This window comes from Halorubrum sp. CBA1125, assembly GCF_009742825.1.
GTDB lineage: Archaea > Halobacteriota > Halobacteria > Halobacteriales > Haloferacaceae > Halorubrum.
Window position 1 is genome coordinate 1 of the sequence record NZ_WPCE01000013.1, and the last position, 18,164, is coordinate 18,164.

The following is an 18,164-nucleotide window of genomic DNA, read 5'->3' on the forward strand; positions in this document are numbered from 1 at the left end:
CGAGGATCGCGTCGAGGTCGCCGAAGTGCGCCGCCAGCGCCCGGGCGGTGGTCGCGCCCACGTCCGGGATCCCGAGCCCGGCGAGGAAGTCGTCGAGCGGGGGGTTCCGCGTCGCGTCGAGCTCCGCGATCAGGTTCTCGGCGCTGGTCTCGCCCCACCCCTCCAGGCCGGCGAGGTCGTCGACGGTCAGGTCGTACAGGTCCGGCAGCGACTCCACGAGCCCGGCCTCCCGGAGCTGTTCGACGCGCTCGGGGCCGAGCCCCTCGACGTCGAGCGCGTCGCGACGGGCCCAGTGCTCGACCGCTCGCTCCAGCTGTGCCGGACAGCCGAGCCCGCCGGTACAGAACGCGAGCGGGCCGTCCCGTTCGACGGCGGAGCCGCAGACCGGACACGTCTCGGGGAACGCGTAGGTCCCCTCCGAGCGCTTCTCGACCACCTCGGGGACGTACGGGATCACGTCGCCGGCGCGGTAGATCCGCACCACGTCGCCGACGTTCACGCCGAGCGCCTCGATCTCGGCGGGGTTGTGGAGAGTGGCCCGGGAGACGGTGACGCCGCCGACATCGACGGGGTCGAGCTCCGCGACCGGCGTGAGCCGCCCCGTGCGACCCACCTGGACGGTCACGCCCGTCACGGTCGTCGTCGCGGTGCGGGGCGGGAACTTGTACGCGAACGCCCACCGCGGGGCCCGCGCCGTCGAGCCGAGCGCGTCGCGGTGAGCCGGGTCGTCCACCGAGATCACGACGCCGTCGACCGCGTAGTTCAGGTCCTCGCGGTCGGCCATGAGCCGGTCGCGGTAGTCGATCGCGGCCTCGACGTCCTCGACGCGCTCGATCCGGTGGGTGCGCCGGAGCCCGAAGCGGTCGAACGCGTCGAACTCGTCCCAGTGGGTCTCGGGACGCCCGGAGACACCGTCGGCGTCGCCGCTCCCGCTCTCGGCGCCGTCCGCCTCGTCTCCCTCCCATCCCAACACGTCGAAGAAGAAGACGTCGAGCGGACGCTCGGCGACGACCGAGGGATCGAGCTGGCGGAGCGTCCCGGCCGCGGCGTTGCGGGGGTTCGCGAACGGCTCCTCGCCGCGCTCGATCAGCTCCTCGTTGTACGCCTCGAACGCGTCGCGTGGCATGTAGACCTCGCCGCGGACCGCGAGCCGGGCCGGCGGATCGCCGCGCAGCTTCCCGGGGACCGACCGGATCGTCCGGACCTGCGCCGTCACGTCGTCGCCCTCGGTCCCGTCCCCGCGGGTGGCGGCGCGGACGTACTCGCCGTCCTCGTAGACCACCTCGACGGAGAGCCCGTCGAACTTCGGTTCGCAGACGTACGCCACGCCGTCTGGGTCGAACCCCTCGGCCGCGAGCCCGTCGCGGACGCGCTCGTCGAACTCCCGGACCGCGTCGGCCTCCTTCGCGCTGTCGATGGAGCGCATCGGCGCGACGTGCTCGACGGTCTCCAGCTCGTCGACGGGCTCGCCGCCGACCCGCCGGGTGGGGGAGTCCTCGGTCGGGAGGTCGAACGCCTTCTCGAGCGCCAGCAGCCGGTCGAACAGCCGGTCGTACGTCTCGTCGGCGATCAGCGGGTCGGCCTCGACGTAGTACCGGTGGTCGTGTTCGCGGATCGCCGCCCGGAGCAGCGACGCCTGCGCGGACGCCTCGCCGGGCGACAGCTCCTCGACCGGCTCGAAGTCGGTCGGCGGGGCCTCCACGTAGGGGTTCTCGTCGGGGTCCGCGTACCGGCTCGACGGCGTCGTCATCGACGGACCTTGCGGCGGCTCCGGTTAAAAACGCGCGCTCCCGGTTCACCGCTCGCGGTTCGCCGGTCGTGGCTCGCCGGTCGCATCCGTGCGCGGATCCCAGTCGCGACCATGGTCGAGTCGCGGCCGTGGCGGAACCGCGATCTGCCCTCTCGAACGAGACGTGATATCGATCACCATGCATAAGTCGCTCGGTGCCGTCAGGCGACACATGTCACAAAAAGGACCATCCGGGGCGCTCGCGGGGCTGTACGAGGAGCGGATCGGGACGCCGACGACGGACGACGAGGTCCGGGGGTACTGGCTGTTCGCCGTCGGCGTGCTGTTGGGCGCGCTCGGGGTGGTCGTCTTCGCGGCCACGGCGCCGCGGACGGGGGCGCGGTCGATCGGGTACGCGCTGGTCGCGCTGTCGCCGCCGTTGGCGATGCTCGGCGCGATCGTCCGGTTCCCGCTCCGGCGGTCGGCGACGCTGCTCGGGGCGCTCGGCGGGCTCCTGACGCTCCTCGCCGTGGTGTACTTCCTCCTGGTCTTCCCCGACGGGTGGTCCACCTCCTCGGGGAACCTCGTCGTCAACGGGCTGTACGCCGCCGGGATCGTCTGTATCGGCCTCGCGGGGGCGATCGTCCCGCTCGTCACCGACCCGGTCCGCGAGGACTACGAGCGAATGCAAGCGGAGTCGGCCGCGGCGACGGCGACCGCCGCGGACACCGCCGACGAGCTGGAGGCGACGCGCGAGGATCTGGAGGCGACCCGCGACGATCTGACCACGGCGCGCGAGGAGCGGTCGGACGCCGAAGAGCGGGCCGAAGAGCTGGACGCGGAGCTGTCCGCCGCGCGGGCGACGATCGAGTCGCTCCGGTCGAGCAAGGCCCGGTTCGAGCTGTTCGAGGACCGCGCGGGCAAGGCGCGCTGGCGGCTCCGCCACCGCAACGGCAACGTGATCGCGACGGCCGGTCAGGGGTACAGCAGCCGCGGGAAGGCCCGGCAGGGGCTCCACAGCGTGCGCCGAAACGCGCTCGGGGCCGGGCTGCTCCGGATCGAGACCGAGCCGGAGGCGGCCGACGAGGTCGCCGACGACGAGGGGCCGGTTCCGGAGGACGCCGCCGACCCGGACGTCGCGGTGCCGATCCCCGACGCGCCGCCGGAGAGCCGCGCGACGTTCGAGCTGTTCGAGGACGCGGGCGGGGAGTGGCGCTGGCGGCTCCGCCACGACAACGGCAACGTGATCGGCGACTCCGGCGAAGGGTACGCCTCGAAGTCCAACGCGAAGCGCGCGCTCTCCCGGGTTCGCGAGCACGTCGCGGCCGCGGACTACCTCCGCGTCGACCCCGCGGCGTTCGAGGTGTTCCGGGACGCCGCCGGCGAGTACCGCTGGCGGCTCGTCCACCAGAACGGCAACGTGATCGCGGACTCCGGCGAGGGGTACGCCTCCCGGTCGAAGGCGCGGCAGGGGCTCGACAGCGTGCGGTCGAACGCGGGCGGCGCCGGCGTCGAGTCCCCCGACGAGCCGGACGCGGACCCGATCGACGGCGACGACGCGAGCAAGGCGACGTTCGAGCTGTACGAGGACGCCGCCGGCGAGTACCGCTGGCGGCTCGTCCACCAGAACGGCAACGTGATCGCGGACTCCGGCGAGGGATACGCCTCGAAGTCCAACGGCCGGGACGCGATCGAGCGCGTCCGCGAGTACGGTCCCGACGCCGACGTACTCGAGGTCGGGAACGCTGCCTTCGAGATCTACGAGGACGCGGGCGGGGAGTGGCGCTGGCGGCTCCGCCACCGCAACGGCAACGTGCTCGGGGACTCGGGAGAGGGCTACGCCTCGCGGTCGAACGCTGTGGAGGCCGTCACGGGCGTGAAGCGCAACGCGCCCGGCGCGGACGCGGCCGAGGTCGAGGCGTAACGCGGAAGCCGGGACGGCCGGTTACGCGGCCGCGAGCAGCTTCAACCGGAGCTCTCGCTCGTCGACCTCGTACTTGACGCCGGGTGGCCGTCGACGAGCACGTACGGGACGCGTTCGCCGTACTCCGCGGCCAGTTCGGGGTCGTCGTCGACGTCGACGAGGTCCAGCTCGACCGCGACGTCGAGGTCGGCGGCGACCGCCTCGATCGTCTCGCGGGCGGCGACGCAGAGCGAGCAGTCCTCACGGGTGTACACCGTGACGGGGATCGCCTCGGTCTCGTCTTCGGCGTGCGTTTCGCTCACGCTCCCGGGTCCGGCCGCCAGCGCCGAATCGCTTTCGGTCGCGAAGCGATCCCGGTCCGCGCGACGGCGGCCGCGGAGCCGTCTCCGGTCTCACCCCAGCCGTTCGTCGAGGATCAGCCGGGTCTTCGTCGACTTGACCTCGTCCATCTCGCGGGCCTGCGTGATCAGTTCGTTCACCGCGCGCGTGTCGACGGCGTCGACGACGAGGACGACGTCCTCCTCGCCGGAGACCTGCCAGACGAAGTCGACCTCCTCCCACTCGGCCATGCGCGCGCTCACCTCGGAGGTGTTCACGTTCATCTCCACCGAGATCTCGATCATCGCCTTCACGTTCCCGGTGCTCGTGGTCACCGTGAAGCGCTCAATGGTCTCCTCCTCGGTCATCCGGTCCACGCGGTTCCGCACCGTCCCCTCCGAGGTGCCCACCTCGTCTGCGATCTCCGTGTACGGGGTCCGCGCGTCTCGTCGCAGGATCGAGAGGATCCGACGGTCGAGGTCGTCCATGCCGACACCACGCCCTCTTCTGCCTTACCCGTTACGAATATCGTAACACAACTTCGAACGACGCACTTATTATCCTCGAAGCGTACGTTTCTCGTAATGTCGGACGCCTACATCGCGCTGGCCGACGGTCGCGTGCTCGAAGCTCGCGCTCGCGCGCCGGGGCGCACCCGTGGCGAACTGGTGTTCACGACCGCGTACACCGGCTACGAGGAGTCGCTCACCGACCCCTCCTACGCCGAACAGATCCTCACCTTCTCGTACCCCCTGATCGGGAACTACGGCGTCCGAACCGAGCGGTTCGAGTCCGAGTCGGTCCAGCCGCGCGCGGCGATCGCCCGCGAGCTCACCGACGACGTCGCCGAGTGGCTCGCCGGCGAGGACGTCCCCGCCGTCGACCACGTCGACACCCGCGAGATCGTCACCACCGTCCGCGAGGAGGGCGCGATGGCGTGCGGGATCGCCGCCGGCCCGGACGCGACCCCCGAGGACGCGGTCGAGGAGATGGAGGCGTGCGAACCGATGAGCGCGCACACCGACATCGGCGCGCAGGTCTCGGTGACCGAGCCGACCGTCCACGAGGGCGGCGGCGCGGCGGAGATCGCGATGCTCGACTGCGGCGCGAAGGGGTCGATCATCTCCTCGCTCACCGAGCGCGGCGCCGACGTCCATGTGCTCCCGTACGACGCGACCCCCGAGGACGTGGCCGCCGTCGACCCCGACGTGCTGTTCGTCTCGAACGGCCCGGGTGACCCGGAGAACTTCGTCGCCGCCCAGGAGGTCGTCGACGCGGTCGCGGGCGACCTGCCGATGGCCGGCATCTGTCTCGGCCAGCAGGTGATCACGAGCGCGCTCGGCGGGTCGACCGAGAAGATGATGTTCGGCCACCGCGGCGTCAACCAGCCCGTGCAGGACCTCCGCACCGACAGGGTCGTGATGACCACTCAGAACCACGGCTACACGGTCGACGACACCGGCCCGCTCGAGGTGACCCAGGTGAACGTCAACGACGACACCGTCGAAGGGCTCGACAGCGAGGAACTCGACGTCATCACCCGCCAGTACCACCCCGAGGCGAACCCCGGTCCACACGACTCGCTCGGCTTCTTCGACGAGGTCATGGAGCTCGCAGAGGGGACGCCGCGCGTCGCCGCCGACTGACCGCCGCCGTCCCCGTCGACCGACTGCCGCCGTCCTCGTTTTCCGGAGCGTTTCGGCGACGTTTTCTTCCGCCCGTCCAAAGTATCCCCCGTGACCTGCGAGATCCTCCTCACCAACGACGACGGGATCGACGCCGTCGGACTCCGGGCGCTGGCGGACGCCCTGTCGCGCGAGCACGACGTGACGGTCGTCGCGCCCGAGAGCAACCAGTCCGGGGTCGGCGGGACCCGCTCGTGGTGGGAGACCACAGTCGACTACACCGAGACGGACGCCGGCTACGCGGTCGCGGGGACGCCCGCCGACTGCGTCGCGGTCGCGGACGTCGCGCTCGAACTCGATCCCGACGTCGTCGTCTCCGGCTGCAACCACGGGCCGAACATCGGGGCACACATCCTCGGGCAGTCGGGGACCGTCGGCGCCGCGATGGAGGCCTCCTTCCTCGGGACGCCGGCGATCGCCGTCTCGCTGTACGACCGCGGGAACCTCCCCGTGCCGCCGACGCTCGGCCGCGACGACTTCGCGCTCGCCGCCGAGGTCGCGCTCGATCTGCTCGACCGGGCCGACGCGGAGGGCGCCGCCGACGGTCCCCTCCCGTTCGGCGCCGAGGTGTTGAACGTCAACGTCCCAGCCGCGGACGACGCGGCGGCCGCGGACCCGACCTATCGTCTCACCGAGCCGGCGCGCGGGTTCGACGTGATCGAGTTCCACCCCGGCGAGGGGGAGCCGAGCGAGGGCGGCTTCGAGGAGCGACGCGGCGAGATGGGCATGGAGCTGCGCGACCGCTTCTGGCGGGAGTTCCTCCGCGGCGACGTCCCCGACGATCCGGGCTCCGACCGGCGCGCGGCCGTCGAGGGCGAGGTGAGCATCTCGCCGCTGTCGACGTCGCGCGCGGTCGCCGGCGACCGTGCCGGCGAGGTCGTCACCGCCGACGACCCGGACGACGCGACCCCGCCTTGAACTCGGCCGCGAGCCGGCCGAGGTACCACACCACCACGAGTCCGAGGAGAAAGCCGCCGACGAGCGCGGCGAACAGCTCTTCGGTCGTCGGCCCCCACTGGAGCGCGACGAGCGGCGGCGAGACCGTCACGAGCAGCAGGAGGCCGACCTTGACCTTGCGGTTGCCCGCGTCGCGCTCCGCCTCGGACATCGGTTCTACCACGCCGATCCCCCCGCGGGCACCGGTCCGACGCCGGACGCTGCCGTGTCCATGGTCGCTCCACGACGCGGGCGATTATCAACCCGGCGGAGCGGCGCGGGCGGTCGCCGTCGGCGGAACGGCGGGGCGACCGTGGACGGAACGCCACGGTCGCGAGCGGCGATCGTCACGGTAGGAACTCGTTACTACAAAAGCGTCGCGACCGTTCGCGCCGAGATCGGGGATCTCGGCCGTGAACGGTCTCGATGATTTAAGCCGCGTCGTCTCCTCGGGTGGAACGCCCCTACCCGCTTGTCTGTTCCGCCCCGCTTCCCGTCCCTCCCCGCCGTTCCGCGGCGTTTTTGAGCCGACCCCCACAACCCCGTGGTATGGACGACGAACTCCGCGAGCGCGTCGCGACGGCCGGCGAGGCCGCGGCGCTGTTCAACGCGCTCAAACACGACAGCGACCCGGACGTGGGCGCGATCATGGGCCCGCTCATGGGCGAGAACCCCGAGTTCCGCCCGCACGGCGACGAGATCCCGGGAGTCCTCGCGCCGATCGTGAACGAGGTCGCCGAGATGGACGAAGCCGAGCGCAGAGCGCGGCTCGGCGAGATCGCGCCCGACCGGCTCGCGGAGCTGGACGAAGATGAGGCGGAAGACGAGCACGTCCTCCCGGCGCTGCCGAACGCCGAGGACGGCGCGGTCGTGATGCGCGCGGCGCCGAACCCCAACGGCCCGTGGCACCTCGGCCACGCCCGGATGCCCGCGGTGATCGGGACGTACAAACGGCGGTACGACGGGGCGTTCATCTGTCGGTTCGACGACACCGACCCGGAGACGAAACGCCCCGACCTCGACGCGTACGACGCGATCCTCGAGGACATCGAGTACCTCGGGTTCGAGCCCGACCGCGTGATCCGCGCGTCCGACCGGCTGGAGACGTACTACGAGCACGCACGGGAGCTGATCGGCGCCGGCGGCGCGTACACCTGCTCGTGTGCCGGCGACGACTTCTCCGAGCTGAAGAACGCCGGCGAACCCTGTCCGCACCGCGAGAAGGACGGCGAGACCGTCCGGGCGGAGTTCGAGGAGATGGTCGCCGGCGAGTACGACGCCGGCGAGATGGTGCTCCGGGTGAAGACCGACATCGACCACAAGAACCCGGCGCTGCGCGACTGGGTGGCGTTCCGGATGATCGACACGCCGCACCCGCGCGAGGCGGCGGCCGACTACCGCTGCTGGCCGATGCTCGACTTCCAGTCGGGCGTCGACGACCACCTCACCGGCGTCACCCACATCATCCGTGGGATCGACCTCCAGGACTCCGCGAAGCGCCAGCGGTTCGTCTACGACTACTTCGGCTGGGAGTACCCGGAGGTGCTCCACTGGGGGCACGTCCAGGTCGACGAGTACGACGTGAAGCTCTCCACGTCGACGATAAAGGAGCTGATCGAGGCGGGCGAGCTAACGGGGTGGGACGACCCGCGCGCGCCGACGATCCGGTCGGTGCGCCGCCGCGGGATCCGGGGGCAGGCGCTCGTCGACTCGATGACGGAACTCGGGATGTCCACCGCCGACGTCGACCTCGCGATGTCGTCCGTCTACGCCAACAACCGCGATATCGTCGACGACGACGCGAACCGGTACTTCCTCGTGCGCGACCGCGAGGACGACCCCGCGGTCGACCGCGACGTGATCGGGGGTCCCGACGCCGGGCACCCGCCGCTGCATCCCGACCACGAGGAGCGCGGCACCCGCACGGTCCCCGCCGGGCGCGTGCTGATCGAGGAGTCCGACCTCCCCGCGCGCGGCGACCGCGTCTGGCTCAAGGGGTTCGGCTGCGTCCGCCACACCCGGGACGCGTTCGAGTACGTCGGCGACGACATCGAGGTCGTCCGCGAGGGCGACGTGGACGTGGTTCACTGGGTCCCCGCGGACGAGAGCCTGAGAACGCTCGTTCGCACGGTCGAGGGCGACGTGCGGGGGTTCGCCGAGCCGGCGATCGCCGACGCCGCCGTCGACGACCTGGTCCAGTTCGAGCGCGTCGGGTTCGTGCGCCTCGACGAGTTCGACCCCGAGCCGGCCGGCGAGGCGTACGGGCCGACGGGCGAGGAGGACCTCGTCACCTACTACGCGCACCCCTGACCGTCTCGGCCCCGGCCGCCCGTAGACCCTTCCGGTCCCGTCGCCGGGTTTATATGGCGAGCGGTGGATGTTACCATACCGATGGCCATCGACCCGAACTTCGAGGAGAACCGCGAACAGGTCGGTGAGGAGAACGGCGTGGCGACGTGGGGTCCGGTCGACCCGCCCGAGGAGCTCGGCATCCGCGGCACCCACGTGGCCGTCGACTTCGACATCTGTCTGGCCGACGGCGCGTGCCTGGAGGACTGTCCGGTCGACGTGTTCGAGTGGGTCGACACCCCCGGCCACCCCGAAAGCGAGATCAAAGCGAACCCCACCCACGAGGACCAGTGTATCGACTGTATGCTCTGTGTCGACGTATGTCCGGTCGACGCGATCGACGTCGATCCCGGCCGAGCCGGTCGGATCTGACGCTCGCTCGTCGCCGAACCGTCCGGAGTTCGCGCATCCGCCACGGTTCTCCTCGCGTTTTTTTCCCTCGGCCCGAGCGCTCGCGCTCCGCTCGCGCCTTCCACCGGCGACGTTACTCCGCCGAGCAGCCGCTCGCGGGCGACGACGTCTCAGGTAGCTGACGCGAACGCGAGCGACGTTCGCACGGGATCCCGTCCAAACGTGTAATTTCACACAAAAGACTATTAGGAACCGTGACAAGCACGGATCGAGGACAGATATCAATGCACACAGTCGTACTGACCAAAGGTGTCCCCGACTTCCGCGAGGGGAAGGTGGCGTTCGACGAGGACGGCCACCTGGAGCGCGGGAAGACGCCCACAGTCATGAACCCGAACGACAAGATCGCCCTGCGGGCGGCGCTACAGGAGAAGGTACGCCACGGCGGAACCGTCTCGCTACTGAGCATGGGCCCGCCCGGGTACGAAGAGGTTCTCCAGGAGGGGATGCGGGAGGTGTACGCCGACGATCTCTACCTCCTCTCCGACCGAGAGATGGCCGCGGCCGACACCTGGGCCACGTCGATCACGATCACGACGGGGCTCTCGAAGCTCGATCCCGAACCGGATCTGGTCGTCGCGGGCTTCAAGACGGCCGACGGGGAGACGGGCCACACCGGGCCGCAGACGACCTGGTGTCACCACATGAACGACGCGCTGCCCGACCGGTCGCTCGTCACTCACGTGGTCGCACTCGACGTCGACCCGGAGGCGGACACGCTCCGCGCGAAGCGGCTGGTCGAAGGCGACGTGGCGGAGATCGAGACCGTCGAGACCGACCTCCCGGCGTTCGTCGTCACCGACCCGGAGTTCGACCCGAGCTACCACAAGGCCGCCCACCGGCTCCGGTACAAGGACCTCCGCGAGGAGACGACCGAGCGCGCCGAGTCGTACGAGGAGCACCTCACGACGTGGAACCACGAGGACCTCAACCTCGACCCGGACTTCATCGGACTCGACGGATCGCCGACGATCGTCTCGGGCGTCGACCCGATCCCGCAGGCGCCGTCGGAGCGCGAGGCGACAGTGGTGTCTCCGGACGACGCCGACGAGATGGAGGCGGTCGTAGACGAGCTGGCGGCGTTCGCGGGGGGTGACTGACCGTGGTCGAGATCGACCCCACCGAACACGAGATCGCGGACCTCGGCCCGAAAGTCAACGGCGTCGACGACATCGAGGAGCTGGAGGCGATGCTCGAACTGGAGCGCGAGGGGCCCGACCGCGACCCCGTGAAGACGCTGATCGAGAGCCGGATCGAGACGCTCGAAGCGGAGGCGGGAGGAGACGAAGCGGCGGTCGACCCCGCCGAGGTCGACCCCGCGGAGCTGTCGCTCGCGGAGTTCGCCAACATGGTCCGCGACGTCGACGACGTCGACCTCCTCCGGGACCTGATCGAGCGCGAGCGGGACGGCGAGGACCGCGACGGCGCGATCACGCAGATCGAGAACCGCATCGAGGCGATCGAGGGGACCGAACAGGACGAAGACGACGAGGGCCCCGAGTACGTCCCGCCGGAGGAGAAACACCCGGACCTCGACCACCCGACCGCCGACAAGACGTACGTCGAGGGCGTCTCCGGCGAGACGTACCGGGACATGTGGGTGTACTGCGAGACCCAGCGGGGAGAGCTCGTCGACGCCTCGAAGGAGATCCTCGGCAAGGCCCGCGAGCTGATGGACGGCTACGCGGACCGGTACGGCGACGAGGAGGACGTGATCGCGGTCCTCATCGGCGACGACGTCGCCGACCTCGCCGAGGAGGCGATCGCGTACGGCGCGGACCGCGCGGTCTACCACGACGACGAGCGGCTCGACCGCTTCCGCCACAAGCCGTACACCGAGATCTACGCGCACATGTGCCGGGACTTCGAGGCGACGTGGCGCGACTACCACGAGCCCCGGTACAACGTGTTCCCGGCGACGCACAACGGGCGCGACCTCTCCGCGCTCGTGCAGGCGGAACTCGACTCCGGGCTCGCCTCCGACTGCTCGGACCTGTACATCGAGGAGGCGATGATCTCGAACCCCGCGAAGACGGGGACGCCGGGCGACAGCGAGGAGTTCGAGCGCGTGCTCCACATGCCCCGCCCGGACTTCTCCGGGTTCGAGTACTCGACGATCCTCTGTATCGACAAGCCGCACCGCGACTTCCATCCACAGGGAGCCAGCGTCATCCCCGGCACCTTCGATCTCCCCGACCCGGATCCGGAACGCGAGGGCGAGGTCGTCGAACACGACCTCGACCTCCCGGACGACTGGTTCCAGGTCGAGGTGGTGGAGTACGACCGGCTGGAGGAGGGCGTCGACCTGACCGGCCACGACGTGATCGTCGCGCTCGGCCGGGGGATCGGCGACGATCCCACGGAGGGGATCGAACTCGGCTTGGACCTCGTGGGCGCGTTCGACGACGCCGCACTCGGGCTCTCGCGAGGCGTCATCACCGCCTCCTACGAGTTCGCGAGCCACGTGGAGGACTACATCTCCGAGGAGCGGCAGATCGGCGAGTCCGGGCAGGTTGTCGAACCCGAGGTGTACATCGCGGCCGGTATCTCCGGGGCGGTCCAGCACAAGGTCGGCATGGACGAGTCGGACACGATCATCGCGGTCAACGAGGATCCCGAGGCCGACATCCGCGGATTCTCCGACTACTTCGTCGAGGGGGATCTGTTCGAGGTGTTGCCCCGGCTGACGGCGGCGATCGAGGAGGGTGGATCCGTCGCGGCGATGGAGGGGGTGGCCGATGACTGACGCCGACGCGGCCGGTGCCGCGGAGACGGCCGATCACGAGCACTACGAGGCGGTCGTCGTCGGGGCGGGCCCCGGCGGCGCGGCGGCGGCCGCGGCGCTGGCCCGCCAGGACGTCGAGACGCTCGTCTTGGAGCGGGGCGTCGACGCCGGCTCGAAGAACGTCTCCGGGGGGCTGATCTACGCCGAGGAGTCCGCGCCCTACACGATCGACGGGCTGTTCCCGGACTTCCGCGAGGCGGCGTCCGAGCGCCCGGTCGACGAGTACTACATCCACAACGTCGCCGGCGACCGCGTGAAGACGTTCGACCTCGACCGGGTCCATCACCACGACACCGACTGGTGTGACTCGGTGTTGCGCCGCCGGATGGACTCGTGGCTCGCGGAGCGCGTCCACGAGCTGACGCGAGAGACCGGCGGCGGCCTCCTCACGGAGGTCCGGGTCAACGGTCTGCTCCGCGAGAACGGCGAGATCGTCGGGGTCACCTGCGACGAGATCGACCCGATCCGCGCGGACCTGATCGTCGCCGCCGACGGCGTCAACTCCGAGCTGGCGCGCGACGCCGGGCTCATGGACTGGGACGACCCCGACGACTGGTTCCAGGGCGTGAAAGCGGTCGTCGACATGGACCCGGACGTCGTCAACGACCGGTTCGACGTCGACCCGGACGGAGGGGCAGCCCACCTGTTCTCCGGCGACCTGTTCGAGGGCGTCCGCGGCGGCGGGTTCTTGTACACCAACGAGGACTCGCTGTCGATCGGGACGGTGTTCCACCTCGACTCGTTGACCGCGGAGCGGGCGGAGCCGCACGAACTGCTCGACGGGCTGTTGACCCACCCCCTGCTCGACCGCTGGCTGCAGGGCGAGTACGAGGAGCGCGAGTACTCGGCGAAGCTCGTCCCCGACTCGAAGAAGGTCGCGCACCCCTCGCCGCACCGCGGACGGCTCCTGCTCGTCGGCGACGCCGCCGGCCAGATGCAGGCGCAGGGGCCGATCATCAAGGGGATGAACCACGCCGTGACCGCTGGCGGGCTCGCCGCCGAGGCGTTCGTCGAGGCCAGGACGCGAGGTGACGCCTCGAAGGCGGGAGAGCTCTACGAGCGCAAGCTCCGCGAGGAGGGCGTGATGGAGAAGCTCCGGCCGCGGCGCTATCGGGCGTCTCGGGCCGTCTCCGAGAACGACGCCGTGAACCGGCTCGGGAGCGCGTTGATCGACTCGCCGCTGGGAGCCGCCGGTCTGCGGGCCGCCGAGGGGCTCGCGGAGCGCGCGTTCAACTCCCCGTTGCTGCTCGGGATGGTGCCGGACACCCGGTTCTCGTACGTCACCGTACCGAGCCGGATCGCGGAGGTCCTGGGCGAGCCGATCGAGGAGCGCTCGTACGCCGACTCGAGCGACGACGCGGACGACGAGGACGGGGTCCGCCCGCCCGACCTCGCGGACCGGATCGGCGACCTCACCTACGATGTCGGCGACCCGCACATCGAGCTGCTCGACGAGAGCTACGAGGCCAGCGGGGCCGCCGTGACCGCCTGCCCGGTGAGCGCCGAGGCGTTCGGCGGCGGCTGCTACCGCGACGAGCGGATCCAGACGAACGGCGAGGAGAAACGCGTCGTCAGCCTCGACACGCAGCCGTGTATCGAGTGCGGCACCTGCGCCGTGGTCGCCGACACGGAGTGGGAACACCCCAGCGGCGGCAAAGGGGTGGAGTTCAAGGAGGGGTGACGTGGCGGAGACGCGCTCCCGGTACGCCGACCGGATCGCGTCGCTCGCGGCGGATGCGCGCGCCGCGCGCGACCGGTTCGACCCCGAGTCCCTGCGGGACGGCGGTGGGGACGAGCCGGAATCCGGGGACGGCGGGTCGCCGCACGCGGGGATCGAACTCGCGGGAACCGAGGTCTCGGACCCTGCGGCGGCCGCGCTGGTCGCGGCGCGCGACGGGCTCGGCCCGGTCGTCGGCGTGTACGTCGAGGCGCGCACGGCGGACGAGCCGGTGCGGTTCTCGCAGCGGGAACTCGACCGCCTCAACGCCGCGACGAGCGACTGGCTGGCGGTGTACGCCCGGTGCCGGGGCGTCGCCGCGACCCGGACGTGACCGTCCGCGAGGCCGCCGAACTGCTGGTCGACACCCACGACATCACGGACGTGGCGGCCCTGCTCACGGGGACGCATCGCGACGAGTCGTGACTCGCGACGGGTCGCGATCGGCGGCGACCCGTGGCCCGCATCGGTGCATGAAACGCGAACGGCGCAGACGGGGGAATTTTTCACGATCATTCATGGGCAATACTTATCCGTTGTTGCATGGTATCGTGATACATGGAGCTCGCTCAACGCGTCTCGATCGAGAATCGTGACCGGAAGGACATCTACGAGTACGTAGAGCGGCGCGGGTCGGTGCCGGCCGAGACGGTGCGTCGCGAGCTGGGGTTCGACGAGGAGGCCTTCGGCCACCACCTCGCCGTGTTGCGGCGCGACGGCTACATCCGACAGGTCGACGACGACCTGGAGATTGCGTTCGACACCGACGCCGCCACCGTCCACGAGCACGATGACACCCGATTCGCGATCCGGACCGCACGACAGTCGGACCTGTCGGGGCTCGTCGGCATCATCCGCCAGGTGGCGAAGGAGGGGACGTACATCGAGGCCGAGACCGTCGCCGACCTCCTCGACTACGAGGAGATCCTGTTGCGGGACAACGACGCCGAGTCGCGGATGTTCTTCGTGGCCACCGTGGAAGAACAGGTGGTCGGCTGGGTCCACCTCGACTTACCCGAGACCGAGAAGCTCCGCCACACGGCGAAGCTCACGCTCGGGGTCCTCGAGGAGTACCGCGGGCGCGGCATCGGCGAGACGCTGCTGGAGAAGGGGTCGACGTGGGCGCACGAGAACGGCTTCGAGAAGCTGTACAACAGCGTCCCCGCCACCAACGAGGAGGCGCAATCGTTCCTGAAGTCGCACGGGTGGTTCACGGAGGCGACCCGCGAGGACCACTACCGGATCGACGGCGAGTACGTCGACGAAGTGATGCTGGCACGGTCGCTGTAGGCGGTTCCAGACCTCCCTCGTTTTCAGTGAACTCAGTACTCGACAGGCGTCCCGCTCACGGCCACGTGTCCTCGTGGCCGGAGAGCGGCTCCGCGACGACGCCGTCCTGCTGGACCAGCGCCCGCGCGCAGGCCGGACAGACCGCGCGGTCCTCGTCCCACGGGATGTGCAAGCGCACGGCCGCCTGGCGGTCGCAGTCCGGCTCCGTACAGGTCCGCGGTGGCTCGTCCGCGTCGGCGGTCATGTCCGGCTATGGGTCGGCGACCGTCTTCGGTGTTTGCCCCGAACGCTTGAGATCTTCAGAAAATTATATATACGGGCCCGATTGCGTTGAATAGAAGATCCGTATCGCTAGATGTGTCGGCAACCAGTGGAGCGACCCCGGTAACCCTTGACACATAGGGAATGCGTCTATCCATCCACATCGCTATGGGTTATCTATGGCCGATAGTGCTAATGCAACCCACAGAAACGCCGTTCTGAACGAGCATACGAACATAGTCCACAAACGCGATCCAGAGAGATCCAGCCTTCAGACCGAGTGTGGAGGTACACGTAATGTCACCCCTGATCATTTACAAAGTACCTCCGTTGAACAGGCAATGAACAAACCTCCCGTTAGTAAATGTGGCCGGTGTTTTCGAGGTGTCGGCGGCTATTGAAAAGAACGGATCCAGTATTACTCTGTCAGAGCCCACAGAAACGTCAACGGATGACGTCTACTCGGGGAATGCCGTATTATACTCTTTCAGCAGTTGAACGAGTGGTTCCACCTCGGAGAACTTCGGTCCCTTAGAGATGGTATCCGCATCATAGTCCCACTCGATATATCCGGTGTTGGCTAATTTGGGTAAATAGAGATGGTACAGCCGTATTCGGGTGTTCTCGTCGTTTATCTGTCGTTCGAGGGTATCGATACTGGTCTCGGTGGTGTCTCCCAACAGGGTCATAAGAATAACGCGCCGTGTACGACTTTTGAGTACGTCCATCATCGAGTCGATGGCTTCCGAAGGAACGGCGCGTCCCTCGATAGTATCGAAACGCGTCTCCCGCATCAGGTGCTCGTCCCAGAGTGCCAACATGTACTCGACCCACTGGCCGTGCATCTCAACAAGGGCTTTTTCTTTGTCCCTGATTGGTTCATCACGGGCGGCGGTGTCCGCAAAACAGACCGTTCCATAGAGTTCGTCGTCAACCGAAACCGTCGTTCCGAGGTAGCTCCCTAACTCGAATGAATCATATGCTGGATCATCTTTCCACCCTTCAGCGAGAGCATCACTGACAGCCACTGTCCCTTCCGGGTCTGCGATGGTTTTCCGACAGTAGGTCTTAGAGAGCGGGACGGTGGTGCTCGGTTTTAGGATCTCGTGGGAGCCATGTACGATTTCGAAGCGTTCCGTCTCGTGTTCTAGGTCAATGTGCGACAGAAACGCGTAATTCAGGTCGAATTCGGCGGTTTCGTGTTCGAACAGTTGTTCGAGTCTGGTTCTTGGTTCGATATTGGAGGCGAACAGCGTTCGCCATAGGCGCTGAAAATAGGGTAACTCCCCGTCCGCTTCCGATGTGCAGATGCGATGTGTCATAATGAGCCACGTGGCCGTGGCGGATGGCGTGCTCCCCCTGATAGTTTCGACAAAGAGGTACGAGCCGTGATAACATATATCTAAGGGTGGCGCTTCGAGATCCGCTCTGCGGGTGCTCCGTCTGCTGAATAAACGCCCTGCACTGACCGCAGTCGGGGCAGAATAGATCACTTGCTGATGATTTCAACAGAACCAGATCGCGGATCACCATGCTGACTCGCTACATAGCTGTTGTACAGACGAAGCGGTAGGAAACATAACACTACAATTTAAATTATGATTTCCATAAGAGCTTACCATCACCATGCTATAGTATATACAATGAGCATTTTAGAAGGCCAGAGAGACAACCAAACCGATCCAGTGGTTGAGATCGAACTGACCGTTCAGAATGCGGTATATCCATTCGTTGGCGTGTCCGGGGAAGAACATTGTAGGGTTGAGCTTGCAAAGATCATACCGCGTCCGGAAGCACAATACGCGGAATTTTTCAACGTGTTAGGTGCACCTCCCGCTCGAATTAAGCGTCACACAGACTCGTATGAGACTGTCGAAACCTCACTCCTCAGCGAATACGACGACGGCGGTCTATTCGAATTTATCGTGTCGGGGAATTGTCCGGCTTATAGGCTCGCTGAACTCGGAGCGCTCCCTCGAACCGTCGAAGGAGTCGATGGCCAGGGGCGTATCGTCGCTGAGATCCCATTGAGGTATGATCCGCCAGCAGTGACAGAACCATTCCTCGAGGAGTATCCCGATTTCGATCTGATAGCCAAACGGACGAAAGAGACGCACACATCTATGTTAACTCCCTCTACATTCCAGCAGTCACTCCTCAACAACCTAACTGATAGACAGCAGGAAGTCCTGCAGACCGCATTTGAGATGGGTTATTACGAGTGGCCGCGCGACTGTACAGGGCAAGACGTTGCTGACGAACTCGATATTACATCAGCTACCTTCTCAGAACACATCTTTGCAGCCGAGCGCAATATTCTCACATATATATTTAAGAAGTCTGTTAATAATTGTCCGACCGGACGTGAGTGACAGCGATTAAGAGACCATCGAAACGTCACGTTCAGTCGTTCACTCGGGGCAAAACAGCTATCCACTCATCCGTGCTAACAGTGACGTTACACCCCGCAAATCTAAACGTTATACAGCCTCTGTTAAATTGGTGTGGCGATTCCAAGAGTATATTAAGCGCATCGGGATCAATTGATTCATAGAGCGGCTGCAAGTCCTTCGGATCTGTTTCGATAGCTTCCGCAACCGCCTCAACGACACAGATAGAGGGGGGTGTATCAGATTCACGGGCGAACTTCGAAGTGTACGCTTTCGACGCTATATCGGGGCACAGATCGTCATTTTCTTGCATAGGGTAGTCGCGTGGGTTCATGGTGTCACCGTGATTTGACTGCTATCCAGTAGAAG

17 protein-coding genes and 1 pseudogene are annotated in these 18,164 nt (G+C 67.4%); 11 read left to right on the forward strand and 7 right to left on the reverse strand.

From position 1 onward, the window contains the following. On the reverse strand, window positions 1-1,750 hold a 1,750-nt coding region (gene ligA / locus GJ633_RS02795; RefSeq protein ID WP_156586957.1), incomplete at its 3' end, for an NAD-dependent DNA ligase LigA. A gap of 211 nt (window positions 1,751-1,961) precedes the next feature. On the opposite strand from ligA, the gene GJ633_RS02800 reads away from it, so the two are divergent. Next, on the forward strand, window positions 1,962-3,653 hold the full coding sequence (locus tag GJ633_RS02800; protein ID WP_156586959.1) for an HVO_2922 family protein: 1,692 nt from the start codon (window positions 1,962-1,964) through the stop codon (window positions 3,651-3,653). A gap of 21 nt (window positions 3,654-3,674) precedes the next feature. Here the strand turns inward: GJ633_RS02800 and GJ633_RS02805 are convergent. Further along, window positions 3,675-3,955, reverse strand: a pseudogene (locus GJ633_RS02805) (glutaredoxin family protein). 90 nt (window positions 3,956-4,045) lie between these two features. Then, window positions 4,046-4,459 carry an Lrp/AsnC family transcriptional regulator gene (locus GJ633_RS02810; protein WP_156586962.1) on the reverse strand — a complete coding sequence of 138 codons (414 nt, stop codon included), beginning with the start codon at window positions 4,457-4,459 and terminating at the stop codon, window positions 4,046-4,048. A gap of 96 nt (window positions 4,460-4,555) precedes the next feature. Here GJ633_RS02810 and carA point away from each other — a divergent pair, with 96 nt between their 5' ends. Further along, window positions 4,556-5,617, forward strand: a complete 1,062-nt coding sequence (gene carA, locus GJ633_RS02815; RefSeq protein WP_156586964.1) for a glutamine-hydrolyzing carbamoyl-phosphate synthase small subunit — start codon at window positions 4,556-4,558, stop codon at window positions 5,615-5,617. A gap of 90 nt (window positions 5,618-5,707) precedes the next feature. Further along, the gene (gene surE / locus GJ633_RS02820) at window positions 5,708-6,574 is read left to right on the forward strand and encodes a 5'/3'-nucleotidase SurE (RefSeq protein WP_321168875.1); all 867 of its coding nucleotides are present in this window, start codon (window positions 5,708-5,710) and stop codon (window positions 6,572-6,574) included. Here surE and GJ633_RS02825 read toward each other — a convergent pair. Further along, window positions 6,537-6,764 (reverse strand): hypothetical protein, encoded by a 228-nt coding sequence (locus GJ633_RS02825; protein ID WP_156586967.1) that lies wholly within the window; start codon window positions 6,762-6,764, stop codon window positions 6,537-6,539. The genes surE and GJ633_RS02825 overlap by 38 nt on opposite strands. 377 nt (window positions 6,765-7,141) lie before the next feature. Here GJ633_RS02825 and GJ633_RS02830 point away from each other — a divergent pair, with 377 nt between their 5' ends. The 7 genes from GJ633_RS02830 (at window position 7,142) to GJ633_RS02860 (ending at window position 15,144) form a co-directional block, all read left to right on the forward strand. Then, window positions 7,142-8,902, forward strand: a complete 1,761-nt coding sequence (locus tag GJ633_RS02830) for a glutamate--tRNA ligase (protein WP_156586969.1) — start codon at window positions 7,142-7,144, stop codon at window positions 8,900-8,902. 81 nt (window positions 8,903-8,983) lie between these two features. Continuing rightward, the gene (locus GJ633_RS02835; protein ID WP_156586971.1) at window positions 8,984-9,313 is read left to right on the forward strand and encodes a ferredoxin family protein; all 330 of its coding nucleotides are present in this window, start codon (window positions 8,984-8,986) and stop codon (window positions 9,311-9,313) included. A 263-nt stretch (window positions 9,314-9,576) separates the two neighbouring features. Next, complete coding sequence (locus tag GJ633_RS02840; protein WP_156586973.1) at window positions 9,577-10,452, forward strand: electron transfer flavoprotein subunit beta/FixA family protein; 876 nt, start codon at window positions 9,577-9,579, stop codon at window positions 10,450-10,452. A gap of 2 nt (window positions 10,453-10,454) precedes the next feature. Next, window positions 10,455-12,098 carry an electron transfer flavoprotein subunit alpha/FixB family protein gene (locus tag GJ633_RS02845; protein WP_321168876.1) on the forward strand — a complete coding sequence of 548 codons (1,644 nt, stop codon included), beginning with the start codon at window positions 10,455-10,457 and terminating at the stop codon, window positions 12,096-12,098. Next, entirely contained in the window at window positions 12,091-13,818 is a 1,728-nt protein-coding gene (locus tag GJ633_RS02850) for an FAD-dependent monooxygenase (RefSeq protein WP_156586976.1), read from the forward strand. The genes GJ633_RS02845 and GJ633_RS02850 overlap by 8 nt, the downstream gene beginning before the upstream one ends. Window position 13,819: 1 nt before the next feature. Next, window positions 13,820-14,188 carry a hypothetical protein gene (locus GJ633_RS02855; RefSeq protein ID WP_197431202.1) on the forward strand — a complete coding sequence of 123 codons (369 nt, stop codon included), beginning with the start codon at window positions 13,820-13,822 and terminating at the stop codon, window positions 14,186-14,188. A 224-nt stretch (window positions 14,189-14,412) separates the two neighbouring features. Further along, a complete protein-coding gene (locus GJ633_RS02860; protein ID WP_156586978.1) occupies window positions 14,413-15,144 on the forward strand; it encodes a GNAT family N-acetyltransferase in 732 nt (243 codons plus the stop codon). A gap of 55 nt (window positions 15,145-15,199) precedes the next feature. Here GJ633_RS02860 and GJ633_RS02865 read toward each other — a convergent pair whose 3' ends face one another. Both GJ633_RS02865 and GJ633_RS02870 read right to left on the reverse strand, forming a co-directional pair. Next, complete coding sequence (locus tag GJ633_RS02865) at window positions 15,200-15,388, reverse strand: hypothetical protein (RefSeq protein ID WP_156586980.1); 189 nt, start codon at window positions 15,386-15,388, stop codon at window positions 15,200-15,202. 475 nt (window positions 15,389-15,863) lie between these two features. Beyond that, complete coding sequence (locus GJ633_RS02870) at window positions 15,864-16,727, reverse strand: hypothetical protein (RefSeq protein WP_156586982.1); 864 nt, start codon at window positions 16,725-16,727, stop codon at window positions 15,864-15,866. A gap of 363 nt (window positions 16,728-17,090) precedes the next feature. Between GJ633_RS02870 and GJ633_RS02875 the strand changes: the two genes are divergently transcribed. Next, a complete protein-coding gene (locus tag GJ633_RS02875) occupies window positions 17,091-17,777 on the forward strand; it encodes a bacterio-opsin activator domain-containing protein (protein ID WP_321168877.1) in 687 nt (228 codons plus the stop codon). A 31-nt stretch (window positions 17,778-17,808) separates the two neighbouring features. Here GJ633_RS02875 and GJ633_RS16935 read toward each other — a convergent pair whose 3' ends face one another. After that, on the reverse strand, window positions 17,809-18,129 hold the full coding sequence (locus GJ633_RS16935) for a HalOD1 output domain-containing protein (protein WP_321168878.1): 321 nt from the start codon (window positions 18,127-18,129) through the stop codon (window positions 17,809-17,811). Window positions 18,130-18,164: the final 35 nt, after the last annotated feature.